Below are 18,992 nucleotides of genomic sequence, written 5' to 3'. Positions count from 1 at the left end.
GCCTTCCCTAACGTCGGCAGGTATTGGCGTTACAACGCCCGACCCTATCGGGGTCGATGGCAAGCCGTCAACGTGGTGAGGCACTACGGCGTGCTCTTGAACCGCGCGACCCGCTCTCGAATCTACGGCTAATAGACCTTGGTGCTACGATCGATGGCATGTTGCGAGGACTGCGGCGAGACGCCGAGGCACTCGGAGCCCTCGAGGACGAGCTTCGGCAAAAGCTCTACATCTTCGTGCGATCGCAGGGACGGCCCGTCACACGGGACGAGGCGGCTTCCGCGGTCGGCATCTCGCGGAAACTGGCCGCGTTCCATCTCGACAAGCTCGCCGAGCGTGGACTCCTGACGTACTCGTACGCCCGGCCGCCCGAGCGTGGTGGGCGCGGTGCGGGACGGTCCTCGAAGTACTACGAGCCGTCGGGCCGACAGATCGACGTGACGATCCCGGAGCGACGGTACGACCTGATGGGATCTGTGTTGCTCCGTGCGCTCCGATCGCAGCGCGAGAGCGAACGCGGCGAGGAATCGGCCCGTCGGGCGGCAGCCGAAGCAGGCAGAGAGATCGGCGTTGCCGAGCGGCGCCGTCTGGGCATCCCGCCACCAGGCGCCGAGCGAGCGATGGCGGTGTCGACTCGGGTCCTCGAGGACACCGGCTACGAGCCGTACCGCGACGACGAAGGAAGTGTCCGACTCCGGAGCTGCCCGTTCCACGCTCTCGCCGAGGAAGACCGCGATCTCGTTTGCAGCATGAACCAGTGTCTCGTCGAAGGAGTGGTACGTGGGCTGGGGAACGAAACGGTGGACGTCGTGCTCGACCCGATCCCCGGGCAGTGCTGCGTCAGGCTGAGCATGCCCCGACGAGCGGCCACACCGCCAGGCTGAACGAAACGTAACGACGGCGAAGAGCTACTAGGCGTCGTGCCCAGTGGGCGGATGCGCCGCCTCCGCGAGCAAGCGACCCACGTGCTGGTACGTGAAACGATCGCCGGTGAACAACGAGAGCACGTACGCCGTGTCGCGATAGGACAGCTTGCGCGTCAGCTCGACCGCGATCTCCCGCACTGCCATGGACGCTTCCCCCCGACGCAGCCTCAGAATCTCGTCAGCCGGATGGAACGTGGCATCTCCCCGCCTCACGCGGTAGCGGTGAAGGCGAACCCGTCCGAACACGGTGGCCACCCAGCGCGGCTCCCGTCGCTGTCGTGCTCCGCCGCTCTGTGAGATCGCCTCTTCCTCGAGTGCGGCAACCGCGCACAGAAAGAGATCTCGTGCGACTCGTCGGGCCGCCATCGCGATCTCCCACTCGAGCGTCACGGGATCCTCTCCTAAGCTGACCTCGACCTGGACGTCGTGCCTGGCGCTGACCAAGGCCATCCCGTTTCCTCCCAAAACAGTTCTAAGACTAGTAAATCCTGGTCTTAGAACCTCGATGGGGCAACCTGCCATTCCCAAATGGCGGCGCTGCGTGAACACGTTCGAACCCCCTCGACGTGGGTGGAATGAATTTCGACTGCCGAAATCGGAACAGCGGAGCAGCTCGTATGGCTTACGGGACGCTTCGACTCCGGCATAACGTTGGAGGCACACAGGAAGCGACCGGGTCGGCCGTCCCGCAAAGGACCCACCACTTCCGGTCGTGGACGGGAGGTCAGCTATGGGCGAGGCGAGCCTGTACGAACGATTGGGTGGCGTGTTCCCCATCGCCGCCGTGATCGACCACTTCAGCGACGCTCTCATCAAGAATCCGATCGTCGGACAGGGATCGGAGAATCCGGAGCTTCGCGAGTGGCATACCAACAAGCTGGACAGGCTGCCGGGACTGAAGTGGATGCGCACGCTGTGGGTCTGCAACGTCGCCGGTGGACCCTTCACGTTCGAAGCCACGAAGCCGGGAAGCACTCCTCTCGGGCTCGAGGAGGCCCATCGCGAGTTCCGCATCACCCCCGAGGAGTTCGATGAGGTTGCGGCCGAGCTGGCACGTTCGCTCGATCACTTCAAGGTCCCGCCGCGTGAGAAGGACGAAGTCCTGGCCGCCTTCGCGGCGCACAAGGGAGAAGTGACCGAGGGGTCAATGGCCTCCGCCTGAGCGCTTCGCGCGCCGATCCAGTCGCACGTGACTCTCGAGTAGCTACACGTTGCGCTCAGGTCAACCGGGTTACGCCGTCGGGGTGATCGAACCGCGCAACGGTTGGCACGATCAGCCCGAGCAGGTAGACCTGTGCGTGCGACCTCCTGACGATCGGCCGTGATTCGCGCGAGAGAGGGGGACGGGAATGGCTGCTGACGCCACCGTCATCGAGGGGCGGCACACGTATCGACTCCAGTCGCTCGGACGAGTATTCGGTTGGTTCTTCTTGGCCACGTTCTTCACGTCGATCCCGGCCTACTTCATCGGCTACGCCCGCATCCTGGAGGACCCCGGCCTGATCACCGGGGCCGGCGCCGATCCCACGACGGGCGTAGCTGCCGCCGCAACGCTGGAGGTCTTCCTCATCATCGCCAACGTCGCTACCGCCGTGGTGGCGTACCCGGTCCTCAAGCGCGAGAGCGAGATCGGAGCTGTCGGCTACGTCTCTGCCCGGCTAGTCGAGGGCATCTTCATCGCCATCGGGCTCGTCAGCGCCCTCGCATTCATCCTGATGCGGCAGGAGGCCACGGCGGTCTCTGATCCCGCAATCGGTGAGGGGCTCGTCGCGCTCTACTACCGAGCGTTCCTGGTTGGCCCCGGCTTCATGGCGGGTCTCGCGAACGGAGTCATCCTGGGATACCTGATGTACCGATCCGGCTTGGTGCCGCGAGGTATGGCGATACTGGGTCTCATCGGAGGTCCACTCGTCATCGCCACCGGGATCGCCATCATGTTCGATGCGATCGAGCGAGGTGGGGCCATTCAAGTCATCGCGACGATCCCAGAGTTCTTCTGGGAGCTGTCGCTCAGCATCTATTGCATCATCAAAGGGTTCAGGCCTTCTCCCACCCTGGGAATGGAGTCTGTGACGACGCTGCCCGAGTCCGACAGCGTATCGAGGCACCGTGCCTAGGCGACATTCATGAGAACCGGGTCGAGGCGGACGGCGTCGATCCAGCCTAATTGTTCGGCGGCGCGGTGCTGATGTCCGCGAGGAGCGGCTGAACCCTCGGGCTCATCGACACGTCGGCCAGCGCGACGACGCCGACCGGACGCCCACTCTTCACGACCGGCAGACGACGGATGTCGTGCTGGTGCATCAGGTCGATCGCCGCCTTCACCGATTCGGTGGGCCCGATCATCACGGGCGACGGCGTCATGATGTCCCCGACCTTCGCCGCATCGGGGTCTCTCCCCTCCGACACCGCGCGAACCGCGATGTCGCGGTCCGTCAAGATCCCTCTGACTTGTCCGTTCTCGGTGACGATCACGTTACCGATGTCGGCGACCCTCATCTTCTCGGCGGCCTGGCGGATGGACGTCTCGATATCGACCGTTTCTGGCGCCGCCGACATCACCTCGCGGACAGCTCGCACGTCGAGCGTCGCGTCCCCCACCGCGAGTCGTGACCGGACCGCTCGTGCGGCCTCCGAAGCACGGGTGCGCAGATCACTCGCCTGAGTGCCGACGGCCTCCGCCCCTCCCCGCATCTGCTGCCTGGCGTCGCGAACCGCCCGTACCGGCCTGTCGCCTAGCTTCATGCCCGCGTAGTAGCCGGCGCCCAGCGCCAGCGTGGTCGTGAACAAACCCATAGCTCTCACCTCCGAGATGAACGCATGCGATCCCTACATACCCGAGGGTCTCGGGAGCAAGCATCCCGCCACCGATTTCGCTGAGGTGTGCACCCGATGAGTTCCGCTCCCCCGTTTCGTCCTCTTCATCGGATCGCAAGAGGGAGACCTATGTCCGATCGCGGGAGTCGACCTCCCGTGGGGCCGCTGCCCGAGCTGCTGGTCATGCCTTCCGCGCCGTCACGCGCCGACGTCGAGTCGATGCGCGAGGACGTGTGCAAGCTGGCCGGTAGCGAGCGCGACCCGATGTGCGACGTCGGAGACGTCGCAGAACCCGATGCCGACACGATCGACGCGCTGGCCCGCTTGCAACTCCTCGCGCTACGGGTCGGCGTCCGGTTCCGTTTCAGCGACGCCTGCGAGGACCTTCGCGACCTTCTCGCGCTGACGGGTCTCGCCGAGGTCCTGCCGTGCGAACAGCCGCCGTGTGACCCGCCGCGCCGCGCGACCTCGGGAGGTTCCAGTTCAAGCGTCGAGCCGCTGGGGCAGGCCGAACAACGGGAACAAGCTCTGCGTGTCGAGGAAGAACGTGATCCCCGAGATCCGTCCGCCTGAGATCTCGAGCACCTGAAGCGACCACGGCTCGAGCCCGCCGTCCTCGCTAGGCTTGTACTGACCGAACGCCGGCGATCCATTCGCCGCGACGGGAATCAGCCGCGACCCGCGACATCCGATCCCTGGCCCCAGGCACCAGCGGCGGATGTCGTCGTGCGTCTGCAGCCAGAGCTCGTGCGGCGGCATGTTCCAGGTGGCATCCTCTCGCAGCAACGACGTCAGCGAGTCCATGTCGTATCGCTGGAAGGCGTCCACGTAGCGTTCGATCAACCGCGCCTGCTTCTCGTCGATCTGTTCGGCCGGCGCGGCCTTCGCGTGGATGTTCGCGAGCGTCGCCCGGGCCCGCTGTAACGCGCTGTTGACCGATTGGACCGACGTCTCGAGCAGTTCGGCCACCTCGGATGCCTTCCACCGCAGCACTTCGGCGAGGACGAGCACGGCGCGTTGCTTGGGCGGCAGATGCTGGAGTGCCGTCACGAACGCGAGCCGGATCGACTCGCGCTGCTCGGCAAGCTCGGCGGGATCTCCGGCCAACGGCAGCACGCGGTCGTCCGGGACGGGAAGGATCCACGTCGCCTCCGGATGTCGCTCGCCGAGCGGCGTATCGGCGGATCGAGCCGGCCCGAGATCCATCGGCCGTGCACGGCGCTCCTTCCCGGCGAGCATGTCGAGACACACGTTCGTGGTGATGCGGTACAGCCACGAACGGAGGCTCGAACGACCTTCGAACGCGTCGTAGCCCTTCCACGCGCGCAGGAACGTCTCCTGCACGGCGTCCTCGGCCTCGAAGGCAGAACCGAGCATCCTGTACGCGTATCCGGTGAGCTCGGTCCGATGCTCCTCGAACCGCTGCTCGAGGTCCGAAGGTGCAGCGGCGATGCCACCGGTGATGTCCGTCATCGGGCCAATGATAGGCAGCGCCGCCAACGGCGCACTCACGCGGGGTTCTCGGAGCGTTCACATCTCGTCGTGCGCGGGGGGAATCCGCGTAAGTGCGCGGCCGGTTGCAATCGATACCGATGATTTTCGGGAGCACGCGCGGTCCGAGTTCCGTGAGACATCGAGAGAGGCCGAGATGACGAGCGAGACCCACGCAGCGCCGGACCGAGTCGGTGTTGTCACAGTGAAGCGACGACGTTCGTCTACTCCATGTCACGAGGAAGGGAGCTGTCCATGACGACGTCCACGGCCATCCCCATCGACGACCTGCGGCGCGAGTTCGACGGGCGCGTCGCCGCACCCGGTGACGCTGGATACAACGACGCACGGCGGGTGTTCTCGGGCAACATCGATCGCCATCCGGCGGTCATCATCCGCCCGGCCGACGCGAAGGAGGTCGGCCGCGTCGTCGCGCTCGCGCGCGACACTGGCCTCGAGCTGGCCATTCGGAGCGGCGGTCACAGCGGCGCCGGCCATGGCACGTCCGAGGGGGGCATCGTGCTCGACCTCGCCGAGATGAACGCGGTGGAGGTCGACCCCGAGCGGAGAACCGTGTGGGCCGATGCCGGCCTCACCGCGGGCGAAGTGACGACGGCTGTCGACGTGCACGACCTGGTCGTCGGGTTCGGTGACACCGGCTCCGTCGGGATCGGCGGGATCACCCTCGGCGGCGGCATCGGGTTCCTCGTCCGGAAGTTCGGCATGACGATCGACAATCTGCTCGCCGCCGAGATCGTCACCGCGGACGGCGAGGTTGTTCGCGTCGACGAGGAATCGCATCCGGACCTGTTCTGGGCGGTCCGCGGCGGCGGCGGCAATTTCGGCGTGGCGACCCGGTTCCAGTACCGGTTGCAGCCGCTCGAGAGGATCGTCGGCGGCATGCTGTTCCTGCCGGCAACGCCGGATGTGATTGCCGGATTCCTCGCCGCCGCGTCCGACGCGCCAGATGAGCTGAGCACGATCGCGAACATCATGCCAGCCCCGCCGATGCCGTTCGTTCCCGAGGAGCACCACGGCAAGCTGATCGTGTTCGCGTTCATGACGTACGCGGGAGGTGTCGAAGCCGGTCAGAAGGCGATCGCGCCGTTCCGCGCGCTGGCGGCGCCGATCGCCGACATGGTCCGGCCGATGCGCTACCCGGAGATGTACATGCCGGAGGACGAGAGCTACCACCCGATCTCGTCGGGTCGGACTTCGTTCGTCGACGAGGTTGACGAGCGCGCCATCGCCACGATCATCGACCGGCTCGAGAACGACACCGCGCCGATGCGCGTCACGCAGATCCGCGCGCTCGGCGGTGCGTTCGCCCGCGTGCCCCCGGACGCCACGGCGTTCGCGCACCGACGCCGGAACTTCATGCTGACCTGCGCGACCGTGTACGAGGACGTCGACCAGACGCCCGAGCGCGAGCGATGGGTGACGAGCTTCTGGAACGAGCTCCAGCGCGGCGATCGCGCCGCGTATGTGGGGTTCTTGGCGGACGAGGGCGAAGATCGCGTCCGGGAGGCCTACCCAGGACCCACGTGGGACCGTCTTACCGACGTGAAGACGCGCTACGACCCGAAGAACCTGTTCCGAGTGAACCAGAACGTTCCGCCAAGGCGGCAATCGGATCGCTGACCTGCCTCACTGCACCGCAGTGAGGCACAGGCTTCAGCTGCGAGGCGCCTCCGCTTCCTCGGCCCGACGTCTCGCCTCGACCTCCTCCCGGTATCCCGGTTGCATGTACGCGGGAAGGTCCGCCGTCTTTCCCTTGGCCTTCGCTTCCTTCCGCCTCTCGTTCGTTCGCTTCCAGGACCGCTTTCCAGCCTTCCCGGCGCGGTACAGAAGGAATCCGATCACCATCGCCAGATAGAGCGCGAACGAGATCCCCGCGGCGATGCCGGCGCGAACCAACCACGGACGCCACTGCTTGTTCACGCGCTGGACGATCGCATCATGCGGACGATCGAGCTCGACGATGAGAAACCTCGAGGATTCACCGATCCGGACGGCGGTGAGCACCTGGAAGCGCTCCCCCTTCACCGCCGTCTCGGACGTGCTGGGCTTGATCGCTCGAAGCTCGTCGCGTACGGCGGGATCGCTCGTGCCGACGAGCGACGCATCGTCGGCGAACATCACTGTGCCGTCGGCGCGCCACAGCCGAACGTGGTTGATCGGCCCGGCCATCACGTCTTGCTGGACGATCGAGAGGAGGTGTTGGTAGCGATCACCGGTGACCGGAGCGTCGGCATCCGATTGAAGCAGCATCGGCTTCAGGACCTGGACGGCGAGCTTGCGCCCGTCCTGGGTTGCCCGCTCCTCGAGGTCGCGTTGCTGGTACCAGATCGCGCCGTAGATGAATCCCGCGGCCAAAAGGAAGATCACCGTCAGCGTGCCGAACAAACCACGCACCGCGCCTGCTCGCCGCTCGAACACGGATGGCGTAGGGCCCGAGAAATACATCGTGCTCATGGCGTAGGTATCGGCCTGAGATATCTCGGGGCTGAGTCGGATGTTCGGGGGGTCGATCCCGCCATCGCGGCTACGATGGCGCGGTGCCGCGATCGTCCGACACTGCCTGAGATGGGTGGGGACAAGCCGCTCGGCTTGGCCATCGGCGGCGTGGTAACGGTGGCGTTCGCGCTGCTGCCGGCGCTCGCCGTTGCCGTCTTCTACCTCGTCGCGAACGTGTCGGCCCTGATCATCGGGACCGATTTCGACTCCGACCCGAACGAGCCGGCTGTCTTGCTGGTCGGGCTCGTAGGCACCGTGACGTCCCTCGTCCTCACGATCGCGGGGGGGCTCGCCCTGATCGGCCGTCGACTGTCGCCGAAGAACCGCGACGACTGAGCGCGGAGCGCGCACGCCCAAGGCTTGTGGCCGGCGCCGGCCTGCGCATATGGTCCGCACCGTAGGCCGAAAGGGGGAACACGGGGGTGCGGCAGCCGCGGTACCGCAGCTGGCCATTCGTCGCGCTCGGGAGCGCCGTGATGCTGCTGGCCACTTCTCCGGCCGCGGCGGTCAACCGAGATGGCCAGTACGGCGGCATGACCTCACAGGACCGACACATCCGCTTCGTCGTCGACGGCGGCGAGATCAGCAACGTTCATGTCCCTGTCTTCCACCAGGCCTGCAACCTCACGGTGCTCGCGACGAGCGGCGCCGTCAGGTTCGGAATCGCCGACGACGGTACGTTCGTGATCCGGTTCTTCGATAGCGACCGAGAAACCACGGTGGTCGTCCGAGGCGAGTTCACGAGCCGAGAACGAGTCAGGGGAACGTTCCGCTCCGAGCGGGATTCTCGCGGCTGCAGGGACGTCGCCCGCGGGACCTGGCGCGCGCACCGGGTCTGAACACGTCGCGAACACGTCTGCGCCGACCGCCGCCCGAGGGACGCTCGAACGTCACGCGACGGTGCGGACCCGTTCGACCGTCCTCTGCCGTCCGAGGAGCTCGAGCGATTCGGGAAGCGGCGGCGACACGGTCGTTCCGGTCACCGCGGCACGGACCGGCTGGAATCCCTTCGTCCGGTTCAGCCCGAACGACTCGACGACCTCGTCGAGCTTGCTCTCGATCGCCTCGGAGCTCCACGGCTGAACCGCCTCGAGCTCGTCCGCGATTCTGGCGAGGTACCCGTCCGGCGCCCTCTCGATCAGCGCCGCGGCCCTGTCGTCGGGCGTGACGTCGTCGGAGAACAAGGACCGAAGGAGCGCGACGCATTCCGTCAGATACTTCATGCGCGTCTTGACGAGCGGCATCGCGCGGCGGAGCAGCACCGGATCCGGCGACAACCCGGCGACGGACAGGAAGTGCAGGCACCGCGCGGCGAGGTCGTCGTCGTCGAGTTGCTGGATGTAGTGATTGTTCATCCACTCGAGCTTGTCGACGTCGAAGCGCGCGGGGTTCTTCGAGACGCGCTCGATATCGAACGCCTCGACCAGCTCATCCCTGGAGATCAACGTGGTCTCCGCGTCCTTGGACCATCCGAGCAGCGCGAGGTAGTTCATCAGCGCCTCCGGGAGGACGCCCTTCTCGCGGAACGCCTCGACGCTGGTCGAGCCGTGACGCTTCGACAGCGGCTTGCCGTCGGGCCCGTTCACCTGTGGGACGTGCGCGTACTTCGGTGGCGTGCCGCCGAGCGCCTCGATGACCGCGGCGTTGCGCGGCGCGCTGTCGAGAAGGTCATCGCCCCGGATGACGTGCGTGACTCCCATCAGCATGTCGTCGACGGCGACGGCGAGCAGGAACACCGGCGAGCCGTCGGACCGCATCAGGACGAAGTCCTTCAGGTGACCGGGCGCCCACCGGACCTCCCCTTTGACGAGGTCGTAGATGACCCATTCGCGCTCCGGCATGTGGAACCGGGCGGCGAACGGTCGCCCTTCGGCCTCGAACGCCGCGCGCTCCTGGTCCGACAGGTTCCGGCAGCGGCCGTCGTAGCCTTCGGGCTCGCCTCGGGCGCGCGCTGCCGCGCGGCGCCCGGCGAGCTCCTCGTCCGTGCAGTAACAGCGGTACGCGTCGCCTTGCAACAGAAGGCGGTCGACCGTCTCACGGTAGATGGCCATCCGTTGCGACTGACGGTATGGCTCGAACGGACCCCCGATGTCGGGGCCCTCGTCCCAGTCGATCCCCAGCCATCGAAGCGAATCCATGACGCCGTGGAACGCCTCCTCCGTCACTCGAGAGGCGTCGGTGTCCTCGATGCGAAGGATGAACGCGCCCTTGTTGTGCCGAGCGAACGCCCACGAGAACAGTCCCGTTCGCACGTTGCCCACGTGAAGCGACCCCGACGGCGCCGGAGCGAATCGAGTCCTGACGTCGCTCACGCCGCTACCACGGGGTTCGCGAGCGTGCCGATGCCGTCGACCTCGACTTCGACTACGTCGCCGGGCGAGAGCTTGCCAACGCCTTCCGGCGTCCCGGTGAGGATCGCGTCGCCGGGGAGCAGCGTCATGAACGAGGTGATGTACTCGATCAGCGTGGCCACGCCGAACGCTACGTCGGAGGTTTGTCCGGCCTGGCGCACGTCACCGTTCAGGCGTGTCTCGACGCGGACGTCGGTGGGATCGAGGTCGGTCTCGATCCACGGCCCGAGCGGACATGAGCCATCGAATCCCTTCGCTCGCGCCCACTGGTCGTCGGTCTTCTGGAGGTCGCGGAGCGTCACGTCGTTCGCGCAGGTGTAGCCGAGGATGTGCTTGTACGCGTCCTCAGTAAGCACGTTCCGCGCGATGCGGCCGATCACGACTGCCAGCTCGCCCTCGTAGTCGACGCGGTGGCTTATCGGGAGCAACCTGATGGGGTCGTTCGGTCCGATCACCGCCGTGGACGGCTTCAGGAACAGCAGCGGTTCCTCGGGGACGTCGGAATCGAACTCGGCGGCATGGGCGGCGTAGTTCCTACCCACGCACACGAGCTTCGACGGCAGCACCGGCGCGAGCAAGCGCACGTCGTCGAACGGCACCTCCTCGCCGGTCGGCAGGGGATCCTCGAAGAACGTGCCCTTCAGGACGCGGATCGTGTCGCCCTCGAACTCGGCGGCGCCCGTGGCGATCCGGTCGCCGAAACGGAACCGCACGAGGCGCATGGGATCGGCAGGCTACCGCAGGCGAGTGGCTACCCGAGCCGGCGCCACGGCGCGGGCACCGCAGGGGCGACATCGACGGTTGTCGCGCCGAGCCACGTGGCGAGCTCGCGGACGGCCGCTGTGATCGGCACCGCGTTGGAACGGTCGGGACGGACGGTGGGCTCGGGGACGATCGACTTGACGACGAGCGCGGAGCGCTCTCGGTCGAACGCGGGATCGACGCGGGCGATGAACCGATCGCCGTCGAGGAGCGGCATCGCGTAGTAGCCGTACTTCCGGTTCGCCACGGGGACGTAGATCTCCATTCGGTAGTCGAGGTCGAACATCGTCAACAGTCGCTTCCGGTCGTGAATCAGGTTGTCGAACGGCGACAGCAGCGTCGTTCGCGGCTCCCATTCATCGCGCTCGATCCGCTCGAGCAGCGGCACATCGTCGCGATGCGCGTACCACTTCCCCCGGAGCGGTGAACCGTCGCGAACGACGTCGACGCGCTCGACGACGCCTGTCTTCTCGAACGCGGCGAGGGTCGCGGGCAGACCCGGATACCCGTGGGTGAAGTGACCCGCGATGTGCTGCGCGGTTCCGACGCCGAGACATTTCAGCGAGAGCTCGATCGCCCGTCGAGCGACCTGGGCGTCGCCCAAACGCTGACGTCGCACGTCGTCGGGCAGGACGCGCTCGGCGAGGTTCCACCATTTCTCCAGTCCTCGCCGATCCGAGACCAATACCTTCCCCTGCATCCACAGGAACCGGGTCATCTGGTCAACGTTCCGATCGGCGGTCCAGCCCGAGGACTTCCAGGTCTCCACCGACAGGTCCGCCATGTCTCGGATGCGGAGCGGGCCGCGGCGTCGCAACGCCGACAGGATCGAAAGTTTGAGGGCGGAGTTTGCCCCGATCCATCCTCGGATCCGATCGCCCCACGCGCCGTCGCCCGGCCATCGCCGCATCCGGTACCGATGAATGGCGAAGTCCTCCGACAGCACGATCGATGCGGCGTGCGCCCAGTACTCGAACAAAAAACGATCGCGGTAGGCGAGCCGGTCCAGATGCCGCGGCTCGAACGCTTCCAGGCGGCTCCGCAGCACCAGGAGAGGACTGCGCGCGACGACCGAGATCGGGTCGAGCTGCACGCACCGGATCGAGCGGACGACGTCGAGCACCTTCGACGGCGAGGAGCGCGGAGCGATGCCGGTGAGCCGCTGCTTGGCGATCGCCAACCGGCGCGCGGTGCGCAGATCGACCTGCCGGATCGCTGACACGGCGTGGCGGTTACGCGAGTCGGGTACCGATGCCCCAGGTGACGCCGACGCTGCGCCAGTACCCGGCGACCATCTCGACCGGCGCCAGGCTCTCGAGCTCCTCGACGGGTGAGGGACCGAGTTCCAGCTCGGCGTCGCCGGTCCACACCTCCGAGCCCTCCCAGTCGTAGCTCTTCATCGTCACGAGCTCATTCATGGAGGGCGGGCTTCCCTCCTCGATCGACGGGAAATACCGGTTGTGCAGCATCGGCAGGGCGTTCACGAACCCGTTCGTGTCGGCGCGCCCGGTGATGGTGAACCGCGCATCGACGATCCGCCGATCGTGAACGGCGACGCTCGCCCCGAACCGCCCGCCCGGCTCCAACCGCGGGCCGGCCTTGCCGTACGAAACGGGCCGCGTGACCCAGATCGACCCGAGCTTCTTGGGGTAGCCCTGGTGCCACCCTCGGACCATCGAGAAGTCCTTGTCCACCCAGATCAGGAGGCAGCGCGAGTACCGCTCGCCGCGGTACGCGCACCGCACGACGACGAACGCCTCCTTGTACTGCGCGCGAGCAGGATCGAGCAGTTCCTCGAACGTGTCCGAGCACGATTGCCAGTCGGCGAAGATCACGGCGACGGCGTCGGGATCCTCGTCGGCCGGCTCGATCGGATCCGGCAGCCACCGCGCCACCGAGCCCGGCGCCGCGCGGTACTCGATCGTCAGCAGGTCCCCCGAGTAGTGCCACGGTGGTGCGGGGACGACCGACGAGCGCCCTTCGGGTGTGAGCGGCGGCATGAAGCCCTTCAGCTCCGCCATGCGCCGCATACTATCCGGGGCGTGGAGACGCGACGGATCGTGCTCGACGGCGAGCCGACCACGGTCACCCGCCAGGGCACCGAGCTGATCTCGCCCGACGGACGCCGCGTCCCCGCCGAAGAGGCGATGCACCTCGCGCCGTGCGAGCCGACCAAGATCATCTGCATCCACCTCAACTACGAGAGTCGCGTGAGGGAGTTCATGGCGAAGATGCCGCCGGCCCCTACGTACTTCCACAAGCCGATCAGCTCGCTGAACGCGCACGGCGGAACCGTCGTTCGCCCGCCTCGATGCAAGTACCTGAACTACGAGGGTGAGATCGCGATCGTGATCGGGCGCGAGTGCCGGCACATCGCGCCCTCCGAGGCCGCTGATCACATCGCCGGTTACACGATCGCGAACGACTACGGGCTCCACGACTTCCGTGACACCGACTCGGGCTCGATGCTGCGGGTGAAGGGGTCGGACACGCTGTGTCCGATCGGACCGGCTCTCGTCGCGGATTGGGACTTCCGCGGCAAACGGATCCGAACGCTCGTGAACGGTGACGTTCGTCAAGACGGCACGACCGACGAGATGGTGTGGGACATGCACTACCTGGTGGCGGACATCGCACGAACGATCACGCTGATGCCGGGAGACGTGATCCTTTCGGGGACACCGGCGAACTCCAGGCCGGTGCAGCCCGGCGACGTCGTGGACGTAGAGGTGGAGGGTTTGGGGACGTTGCGGAACACGGTCGTCGAAGGTTCGGTGGCGATCCGGGACGATGTCGGAGCCCAGCCGAGCGAGTCCGAGGAGGTGATCTCGACGGCGCTCGGCGGCGACTGGGAGTTCCGGGGGATCCGTCCACCAGGCCGCACGTAGCGGAGCGGTCGGCCACACTGGAAGACGCTGATCATGCGGTTCGACGAGATCCTGACGGCACATGGATTCATGCGGACGGAACGGCCTCCGCTCATGTGGGAGGCCGACACCGACGACGAGCGGTTCATCCCGTTGCTCGGGGAGATGATCGTCATCGGCCTGAACGCGGGGAACGAGCTCGCACAGCTCACGCTGGCCGTTTCGAACGTGACGGTCGAGGAAGACGACGACCCCGAGGAGACGCCGTGGGTCGAGCCGGGTGACTACGTCGCGGTGACGGTGCGGGGGCGGGGTCGCTGGAGCGACGACGTGTGGCGTTCGGGCGACGGGCCGACACGAGGCTTGTTGGTCAACGTCGCACCGCGAGCGGACGACGCGGGCGCCGTCTACGCGTACACGCGCGACCTCGACGGCGAGGGCGCCGTCACGGTGTTCCTGCCTCGCCTGGCCCAGGAGGGCTAAGGCGGTCGATCCTGTACACGAGGTGCGGCAGTCCCTTGAAATCGACCTCGCGGTCGACGCGCATCCCGATCTTCTCCGCGACGCGCGCTGAGGGCTCGTTCTCGGACCGGATGAGGGAGATCAGGTGGTCGACATCGAGGTTCGCGAAGGCCCAGTCGCGCGCCGCGGCGGCCGCCTCAGGCGCGATCCCTCTTCCCTTCCATCCCGGTCGAACGTGCCAGCCGATCTCGACCTCGCGAACGCCGTCGACGATCTGCACCGCGGGCCCGACTGTGCCGATGATCTCGCCGGTCTCCCGGTCCTCGACCACCCACAGTCCGAAGCCCTCGTCGCGGTATCGGTCGAGGTTCCGCTGGACCCACAGCTCGGTCTCCTTCCGGCTGTACGTCGACGGGTAATACCGCATGTGCTCGGCGTCGGCGAACATCGGGGCAAGCGCGTCGGCGTCCTCGGCCGTGCACGGCCGGAGCCGAAGCCGCTCCGTCTCGAGCCGGAAGTCCTCGTCCACCGGGTCGACACCGTACCGGGCGCGTTCGGCGCCGGGTCGACTATCCTCGCGCTCAGGCCCGCCGTCTCCCGCTGAGGAGCGTTCGATGGACGTCAAGGGCAAACGCCTCCGCTTGCTCTACTCGGACGTGCTCGGCGTCGAACGCGGCAAGTACCTGTTCGGGGACGTGGCCGACGACGGCCGGGCGGCGTTCTGCATCGGCGTGTTTCCGCTCACGACCGACCGCGAGATCCTGGACATCTCGCGCCAGCAATTCGACGTCGGGCTCCCCGACGTCGAGGCGTTCGTCGATCGCGACACGCTCCGCCCGGGTTGGGAGGACGACACGATCATCGGGATCGCCGACGTCCAGCAACACGGCGAGCCACTCGACGTCGATCCGCGGCAGGTGTTGCGGAAGGCCGTCGAGCCGTGGCGCGAGATGGACCTCGAGCCGATGTTCGCCTTCGAGTCCGAGTTCTATCTGCTCGAGCGGGGCGAGGATTCTTCGTGGAAGGCGGTCGACCTGCCGTCGCACCGCGTGTACGGGACCGGAGCGGCGGTCGACCCGGACGGAACGATCGACGACATGGTCCGAGCGTCGATGCAGACCGGATTCCCCGTAGAGAGCTGGGGCAGCGAGTTCGACGCCGCGGCCTACGAGGTGAACATCCGCTACAAGGACGTCATCTCGGCGGCGGACGAGTGCTTCCTGTTCCGTCTCCTCGTCAAGGAGATCGCCCACAAGCACGAGCGGCTGGCGACGTTCCTCGGCCGTCCGTTCAACGATCGGGGCGGGAGCGGGATGCACCTGAATTTCTCGTTCCGCCGCCCGGACGGCTCGAACGCGTTCCACGAGCCGAACGCGTCCGACGGGGTCGCGCCGCTCGCGAAACAGTGCGTCGCGGGGCTCCTCTCGCATCACGAAGGCCTCAGCGCCATCGCCGCCCCGCACGTGAACGCCTACAAGCGGTTGCAACCGGACATGCTAAACGGGTATTGGGCGAACTGGGGGTACGACGATCGAACGGTGTGCATCCGCGTCCCCCCGGCGCGTGGCGAGGGGACGCGGCTCGAGCACCGCATGCCCGACGGCGCGGCGAATCCGTACCTGTCGGCCGCCGCGGTCCTGCACGCGGCGCGGTTCGGCGTCGAGCAGAAGCTCGACCCGCCTGCGCCCCAGAGTGTGGGCGAGGCGCCGAACACCGACCGCCGCGTCCCGGCGACGCTCGAGGCCGCGCTCCAGGCGTTCGAGTCCGACCAGGAGCTGTGCGAGGCACTGGGCCCGTGGCTCGTCGAGACGTTCACCAAGCTCAAGCGGGCCGAGTGGGAGCGTTACGCGAAGGCGATCGACGACACGACGACGACGGATGTGACGCCGTGGGAGATCGAGTACTACCTCCCCTACTTCTGAGGCGGCCATGACCGAGCCGAGGAACGTGCGATGAGCCTGGCGACCGCCGAAGCCGAGCTCTCCGGGATCGACCTCGTCGACCCGGACAACTACGTCGAGCGCGTGCCGTTCGAGTGGTTCGACGAGCTCCGCCGCCGCGCGCCCGTCGTGTGGCACGAGGAGTCCGAGCCCAACAAGGGCTTCTGGGCAGTCACGCGCTTCGACGATCTCGTGCAGGTCCACATGGACTGGGAGACGTACTCGTCCGAACGCGGGGCTGTCTCGCTCGAGGAGCTCGACGAGGAGCAGCTCTCGATCCGCAAGTCGATGCTCGAGACCGATCCACCACGCCATCGGGAGCTACGAAACATCTGCAACCGCCGGTTCAGCGCGCGCGGCGTCGGCGAGTACGCGGACTTCATCCGAGAAGTGGCCGGCAAGGTGCTCGACCGCGCGCTGGAGAAGGACGAGTTCGACTTCACGATGGAGATCGCCAAAGAGCTTCCGATCCGGTTCCTGTGCGCGATCTTCACGGTCCCCCAAGAAGACGCGCCCATGCTCATCAGGTGGGGCGACGCGATGATCGGCAACCAGGATCCCGAGTTCACCGACGCCGTCGTCGACAAGGTCGACACGGAGGAGTTCAAGTACCTGCCGTTCCGCTCCCCCATCGCGCTCGAGATGTTCGAGTACGCGCACCGGCAGCGCGACGTACGTCTGGACGAACCGCAGGACGACGTGATCACCGCGCTGACGATCGCCCAGCGCGAAGGCGTGCTTACCGAGCGCGAGTTCGACAACTACTTCGGCCTGCTGATGATCGCCGGGAACGAGACGACGCGACACACCATCAGCCACGGCATGCAGGCGCTGATCGAGCACCCCGACCAGATGCAGCGCCTCCGCGACGACCCGTCGCTGATCCCCAGGGCCGTCGAGGAGATCCTGCGGTGGGCCACACCGGTCATGCACTTCCGCCGAACGGCGGCGCACGACACGGAGCTCCGCGGTCAGAGGATCCGGGAGGGCGAGAAGGTCGTGACGTGGTACATCAGCGCGAACCGCGACGGGGATCAGTTCCCCGATCCGTACCGGTTCGACGTTAGCCGGCGTCCGAACGAGCACGTGACGTTCGGGCCCGGTGGACCGCACTTCTGCCTCGGGGCGCACCTCGCGAAGCTCGAGACGCGCATCCTGTTCGAGGAGCTGCTGCCACGTTTGAAGTCAATCGAGCTCGCAGGGCCGGTCGAGCGCATGCGCTCGAACTTCGTGAACGGCATCAAGCACATGCCGGTTCGGGTCAAACGCGCTTGACGCTAAGGCGCAGCCCAGACCAGCAGAGCAACGACGCCGACGGCAGCGAGGAAGATCAATATCGCCACCAACGCGCCGTGAAGTACATCCTTACGTTGCCGACGCGAGAGGGCTGAACCCCGGACGATCCTCCCGGGTACGACGCCCGCCCACTTCCACCACGGCTCGTCGTACTGCCCCACATCCCTCGCTGGCGGCCTTCCGCGACGTATTCGCCGTGTCATGCACTCTTTATCGGTGGAACCCCTAGCGAAGCGCAGGGCATGTTACCTGCGCTCCTCGCCCTCGCCGGCGACCCGAAGCATCGAGCGGAGCATCATCGCCATCGCGTCCTGCTGCTCGGGTGAGAGGTGCGACGTGATCGCTGCCTCCTCGGCGTTGAATCGGGGGAAGAGGTCCTCGATCTTCCGACGCCCGCGTTCGGTCAGTGAGACGCGAACCATCCGGCCGTCCGCGGCGTTCTTGCGGCGGCGGACGTAGCCGCGGCTTTCGAGCGTCGTCACGATCCCGGTGGACGTCGGGCGACTGATCCCCACCGCCGACGCGAGGTCGCGCGACTCCATCTCACCCCACACCCACAGCACCCACAACGCGACGAACGACGTCCACGACAACCGGTCGTCGGCGAGGATCTTCGCCTCCATGTGACGGCGGATGGCGGCGGACGCGCGGAACAGGTTCGACACCGCCCACATCGCTCGGAAGTCGAGCGGCATGTGCCCGAGACGTTCCAGGACCCGGCGCTCGGCGGGTAGCAGACCGGCGGGATCCGTCACGGCGCGATCCTACCGTGGCGCTTGTGACAGCATGCGCGACTCGTCGTTCTCGCGTCAGTCGACGTTCACGATCGTCATCACGCTCATGGCGTCGGCCGCACCTTGAATCCGAACGTTCGTCGAGGTGCCTCGGAACCGGATCGAGATCGTGTCGCCGTTCGCGGCCGTGACGATCGTGGTGAGCGGGATGACCCTCGTCATCGTCGTCGTGTCGAGGGTCATCGACTGGCAGGTGGTGTTCGCACCGTTGATCGCGACGCAGAGCGTCGCCGTTCCGCCGAGCGCTGCCGACGCCACGGGGATGGACGCCGCGACGAGGAAAAAGCCTGCGCGCGGGGCGGTGACGGACGCGGTTCCGGCGACGTGCGTGAAGCCGTCAAGGGGGCCGTTCGTGGACCACGTCACGTTCTGGAACGTGTTCGCGGCGGCCGCCGATTGGACCGTGGTGTCGGAGACCTGGATGTAGTCGGGGTCCGCGCCGGGGCCGGCTGGTCCTGTCGGACCGGTCGCACCGTCGGCGCCATCGGCCCCGGGCGGTCCGGCGGGTCCGGTCGCACCGTCGGGTCCAGTAGCACCGTCGGCCCCGGGCGGTCCGGCGGGTCCGGTGGCACCGTCGGGTCCAGTAGCACCGTCGGCACCAGCCGCACCGGCGGGTCCGGCGGGTCCGGTCGGACCGTCGGCGCCGTCAATGCCATCGATGCCATCGGCACCCGCAGGCCCCGTCGGTCCCGTAGCGCCGTCGAGACCGTCGGTGCCGGCAGGTCCCATCGGTCCGATCGGACCGAGCGGTCCCGCAGGGCCGGTGGCG

The 18,992-nt window shown here is 67.1% G+C and carries 21 protein-coding genes; 10 read left to right on the top strand and 11 right to left on the bottom strand.

Annotated features, from left to right (window positions below):
• The first annotated feature begins 158 nt into the window (after window positions 1-158).
• Window positions 159-884, top strand: coding sequence for a transcriptional regulator (locus VFA08_08620; protein ID HYZ13651.1), 726 nt, complete (start codon window positions 159-161; stop codon window positions 882-884).
• 27 nt (window positions 885-911) lie between these two features.
• Here VFA08_08620 and VFA08_08615 read toward each other — a convergent pair whose 3' ends face one another.
• Window positions 912-1,376, bottom strand: coding sequence for a hypothetical protein (locus tag VFA08_08615; protein HYZ13650.1), 465 nt, complete (start codon window positions 1,374-1,376; stop codon window positions 912-914).
• A gap of 280 nt (window positions 1,377-1,656) precedes the next feature.
• Between VFA08_08615 and VFA08_08610 the strand changes: the two genes are divergently transcribed.
• Window positions 1,657-2,088, top strand: a complete 432-nt coding sequence (locus VFA08_08610) for a group 1 truncated hemoglobin (GenBank protein HYZ13649.1) — start codon at window positions 1,657-1,659, stop codon at window positions 2,086-2,088.
• 187 nt (window positions 2,089-2,275) lie between these two features.
• Window positions 2,276-3,043, top strand: a complete 768-nt coding sequence (locus VFA08_08605; protein ID HYZ13648.1) for a DUF4386 domain-containing protein — start codon at window positions 2,276-2,278, stop codon at window positions 3,041-3,043.
• A gap of 46 nt (window positions 3,044-3,089) precedes the next feature.
• Here the strand turns inward: VFA08_08605 and VFA08_08600 are convergent, their stop codons facing one another.
• Together VFA08_08600 and VFA08_08595 are read right to left on the bottom strand one after the other, a co-directional pair.
• The gene (locus VFA08_08600) at window positions 3,090-3,722 is read right to left on the bottom strand and encodes a CBS domain-containing protein (GenBank protein HYZ13647.1); all 633 of its coding nucleotides are present in this window, start codon (window positions 3,720-3,722) and stop codon (window positions 3,090-3,092) included.
• Between the two features lie 504 nt (window positions 3,723-4,226).
• Window positions 4,227-5,216 carry a sigma-70 family RNA polymerase sigma factor gene (locus VFA08_08595; protein HYZ13646.1) on the bottom strand — a complete coding sequence of 330 codons (990 nt, stop codon included), beginning with the start codon at window positions 5,214-5,216 and terminating at the stop codon, window positions 4,227-4,229.
• Between the two features lie 273 nt (window positions 5,217-5,489).
• Between VFA08_08595 and VFA08_08590 the strand changes: the two genes are divergently transcribed.
• Window positions 5,490-6,875, top strand: a complete 1,386-nt coding sequence (locus VFA08_08590; GenBank protein HYZ13645.1) for an FAD-binding oxidoreductase — start codon at window positions 5,490-5,492, stop codon at window positions 6,873-6,875.
• Between the two features lie 33 nt (window positions 6,876-6,908).
• On the opposite strand, the gene VFA08_08585 is transcribed toward VFA08_08590, so the two are convergent.
• On the bottom strand, window positions 6,909-7,649 hold the full coding sequence (locus VFA08_08585; GenBank protein ID HYZ13644.1) for a hypothetical protein: 741 nt from the start codon (window positions 7,647-7,649) through the stop codon (window positions 6,909-6,911).
• A 171-nt stretch (window positions 7,650-7,820) separates the two neighbouring features.
• On the opposite strand from VFA08_08585, the gene VFA08_08580 reads away from it, so the two are divergent.
• The gene (locus tag VFA08_08580; protein ID HYZ13643.1) at window positions 7,821-8,087 is read left to right on the top strand and encodes a hypothetical protein; all 267 of its coding nucleotides are present in this window, start codon (window positions 7,821-7,823) and stop codon (window positions 8,085-8,087) included.
• Window positions 8,088-8,173: 86 nt separating this feature from the next.
• Window positions 8,174-8,590, top strand: coding sequence for a hypothetical protein (locus VFA08_08575; protein ID HYZ13642.1), 417 nt, complete (start codon window positions 8,174-8,176; stop codon window positions 8,588-8,590).
• A 51-nt stretch (window positions 8,591-8,641) separates the two neighbouring features.
• Here the strand turns inward: VFA08_08575 and gltX are convergent, their stop codons facing one another.
• The 4 genes from gltX to VFA08_08555 are packed head-to-tail and all read right to left on the bottom strand — an operon-like array spanning window position 8,642 to window position 12,885.
• Entirely contained in the window at window positions 8,642-10,063 is a 1,422-nt protein-coding gene (gene gltX / locus VFA08_08570) for a glutamate--tRNA ligase (protein ID HYZ13641.1), read from the bottom strand.
• Window positions 10,060-10,824: a fumarylacetoacetate hydrolase family protein gene (locus tag VFA08_08565; protein ID HYZ13640.1), complete on the bottom strand. Its 765-nt coding sequence runs from the start codon at window positions 10,822-10,824 to the stop codon at window positions 10,060-10,062. The genes gltX and VFA08_08565 overlap by 4 nt, the downstream gene beginning before the upstream one ends.
• Before the next feature lie 29 nt (window positions 10,825-10,853).
• Window positions 10,854-12,086, bottom strand: coding sequence for a crosslink repair DNA glycosylase YcaQ family protein (locus VFA08_08560; GenBank protein ID HYZ13639.1), 1,233 nt, complete (start codon window positions 12,084-12,086; stop codon window positions 10,854-10,856).
• Window positions 12,087-12,096: 10 nt separating this feature from the next.
• Entirely contained in the window at window positions 12,097-12,885 is a 789-nt protein-coding gene (locus VFA08_08555; protein ID HYZ13638.1) for an acetoacetate decarboxylase family protein, read from the bottom strand.
• 12 nt (window positions 12,886-12,897) lie between these two features.
• Here VFA08_08555 and VFA08_08550 point away from each other — a divergent pair, with 12 nt between their 5' ends.
• Together VFA08_08550 and VFA08_08545 are read left to right on the top strand one after the other, a co-directional pair.
• Window positions 12,898-13,752 carry a fumarylacetoacetate hydrolase family protein gene (locus VFA08_08550; GenBank protein ID HYZ13637.1) on the top strand — a complete coding sequence of 285 codons (855 nt, stop codon included), beginning with the start codon at window positions 12,898-12,900 and terminating at the stop codon, window positions 13,750-13,752.
• Between the two features lie 33 nt (window positions 13,753-13,785).
• The gene (locus tag VFA08_08545; GenBank protein ID HYZ13636.1) at window positions 13,786-14,214 is read left to right on the top strand and encodes a hypothetical protein; all 429 of its coding nucleotides are present in this window, start codon (window positions 13,786-13,788) and stop codon (window positions 14,212-14,214) included.
• Here the strand turns inward: VFA08_08545 and VFA08_08540 are convergent.
• Window positions 14,177-14,722 (bottom strand): GNAT family N-acetyltransferase, encoded by a 546-nt coding sequence (locus VFA08_08540; protein HYZ13635.1) that lies wholly within the window; start codon window positions 14,720-14,722, stop codon window positions 14,177-14,179. The two genes, VFA08_08545 and VFA08_08540, sit on opposite strands and share 38 nt — an antisense overlap.
• A gap of 85 nt (window positions 14,723-14,807) precedes the next feature.
• Here VFA08_08540 and VFA08_08535 point away from each other — a divergent pair, with 85 nt between their 5' ends.
• Together VFA08_08535 and VFA08_08530 are read left to right on the top strand one after the other, a co-directional pair.
• A complete protein-coding gene (locus tag VFA08_08535) occupies window positions 14,808-16,115 on the top strand; it encodes a glutamine synthetase family protein (protein ID HYZ13634.1) in 1,308 nt (435 codons plus the stop codon).
• A gap of 30 nt (window positions 16,116-16,145) precedes the next feature.
• Window positions 16,146-17,408 (top strand): cytochrome P450, encoded by a 1,263-nt coding sequence (locus VFA08_08530; GenBank protein ID HYZ13633.1) that lies wholly within the window; start codon window positions 16,146-16,148, stop codon window positions 17,406-17,408.
• Window positions 17,409-17,674: 266 nt separating this feature from the next.
• On the opposite strand, the gene VFA08_08525 is transcribed toward VFA08_08530, so the two are convergent.
• Window positions 17,675-18,184, bottom strand: coding sequence for a MarR family transcriptional regulator (locus tag VFA08_08525; protein HYZ13632.1), 510 nt, complete (start codon window positions 18,182-18,184; stop codon window positions 17,675-17,677).
• A gap of 54 nt (window positions 18,185-18,238) precedes the next feature.
• A partial coding sequence (locus VFA08_08520) for a hypothetical protein (protein ID HYZ13631.1) occupies window positions 18,239-18,992 on the bottom strand: 754 nt, incomplete at its 5' end.

This window comes from Actinomycetota bacterium, assembly GCA_035640355.1.
Taxonomy (GTDB): domain Bacteria; phylum Actinomycetota; class UBA4738; order UBA4738; family HRBIN12; genus CALGFI01.
The sequence above is the reverse complement of the archived record's forward strand: the minus strand, read 5'-3'. Positions and strand labels throughout refer to the sequence as shown.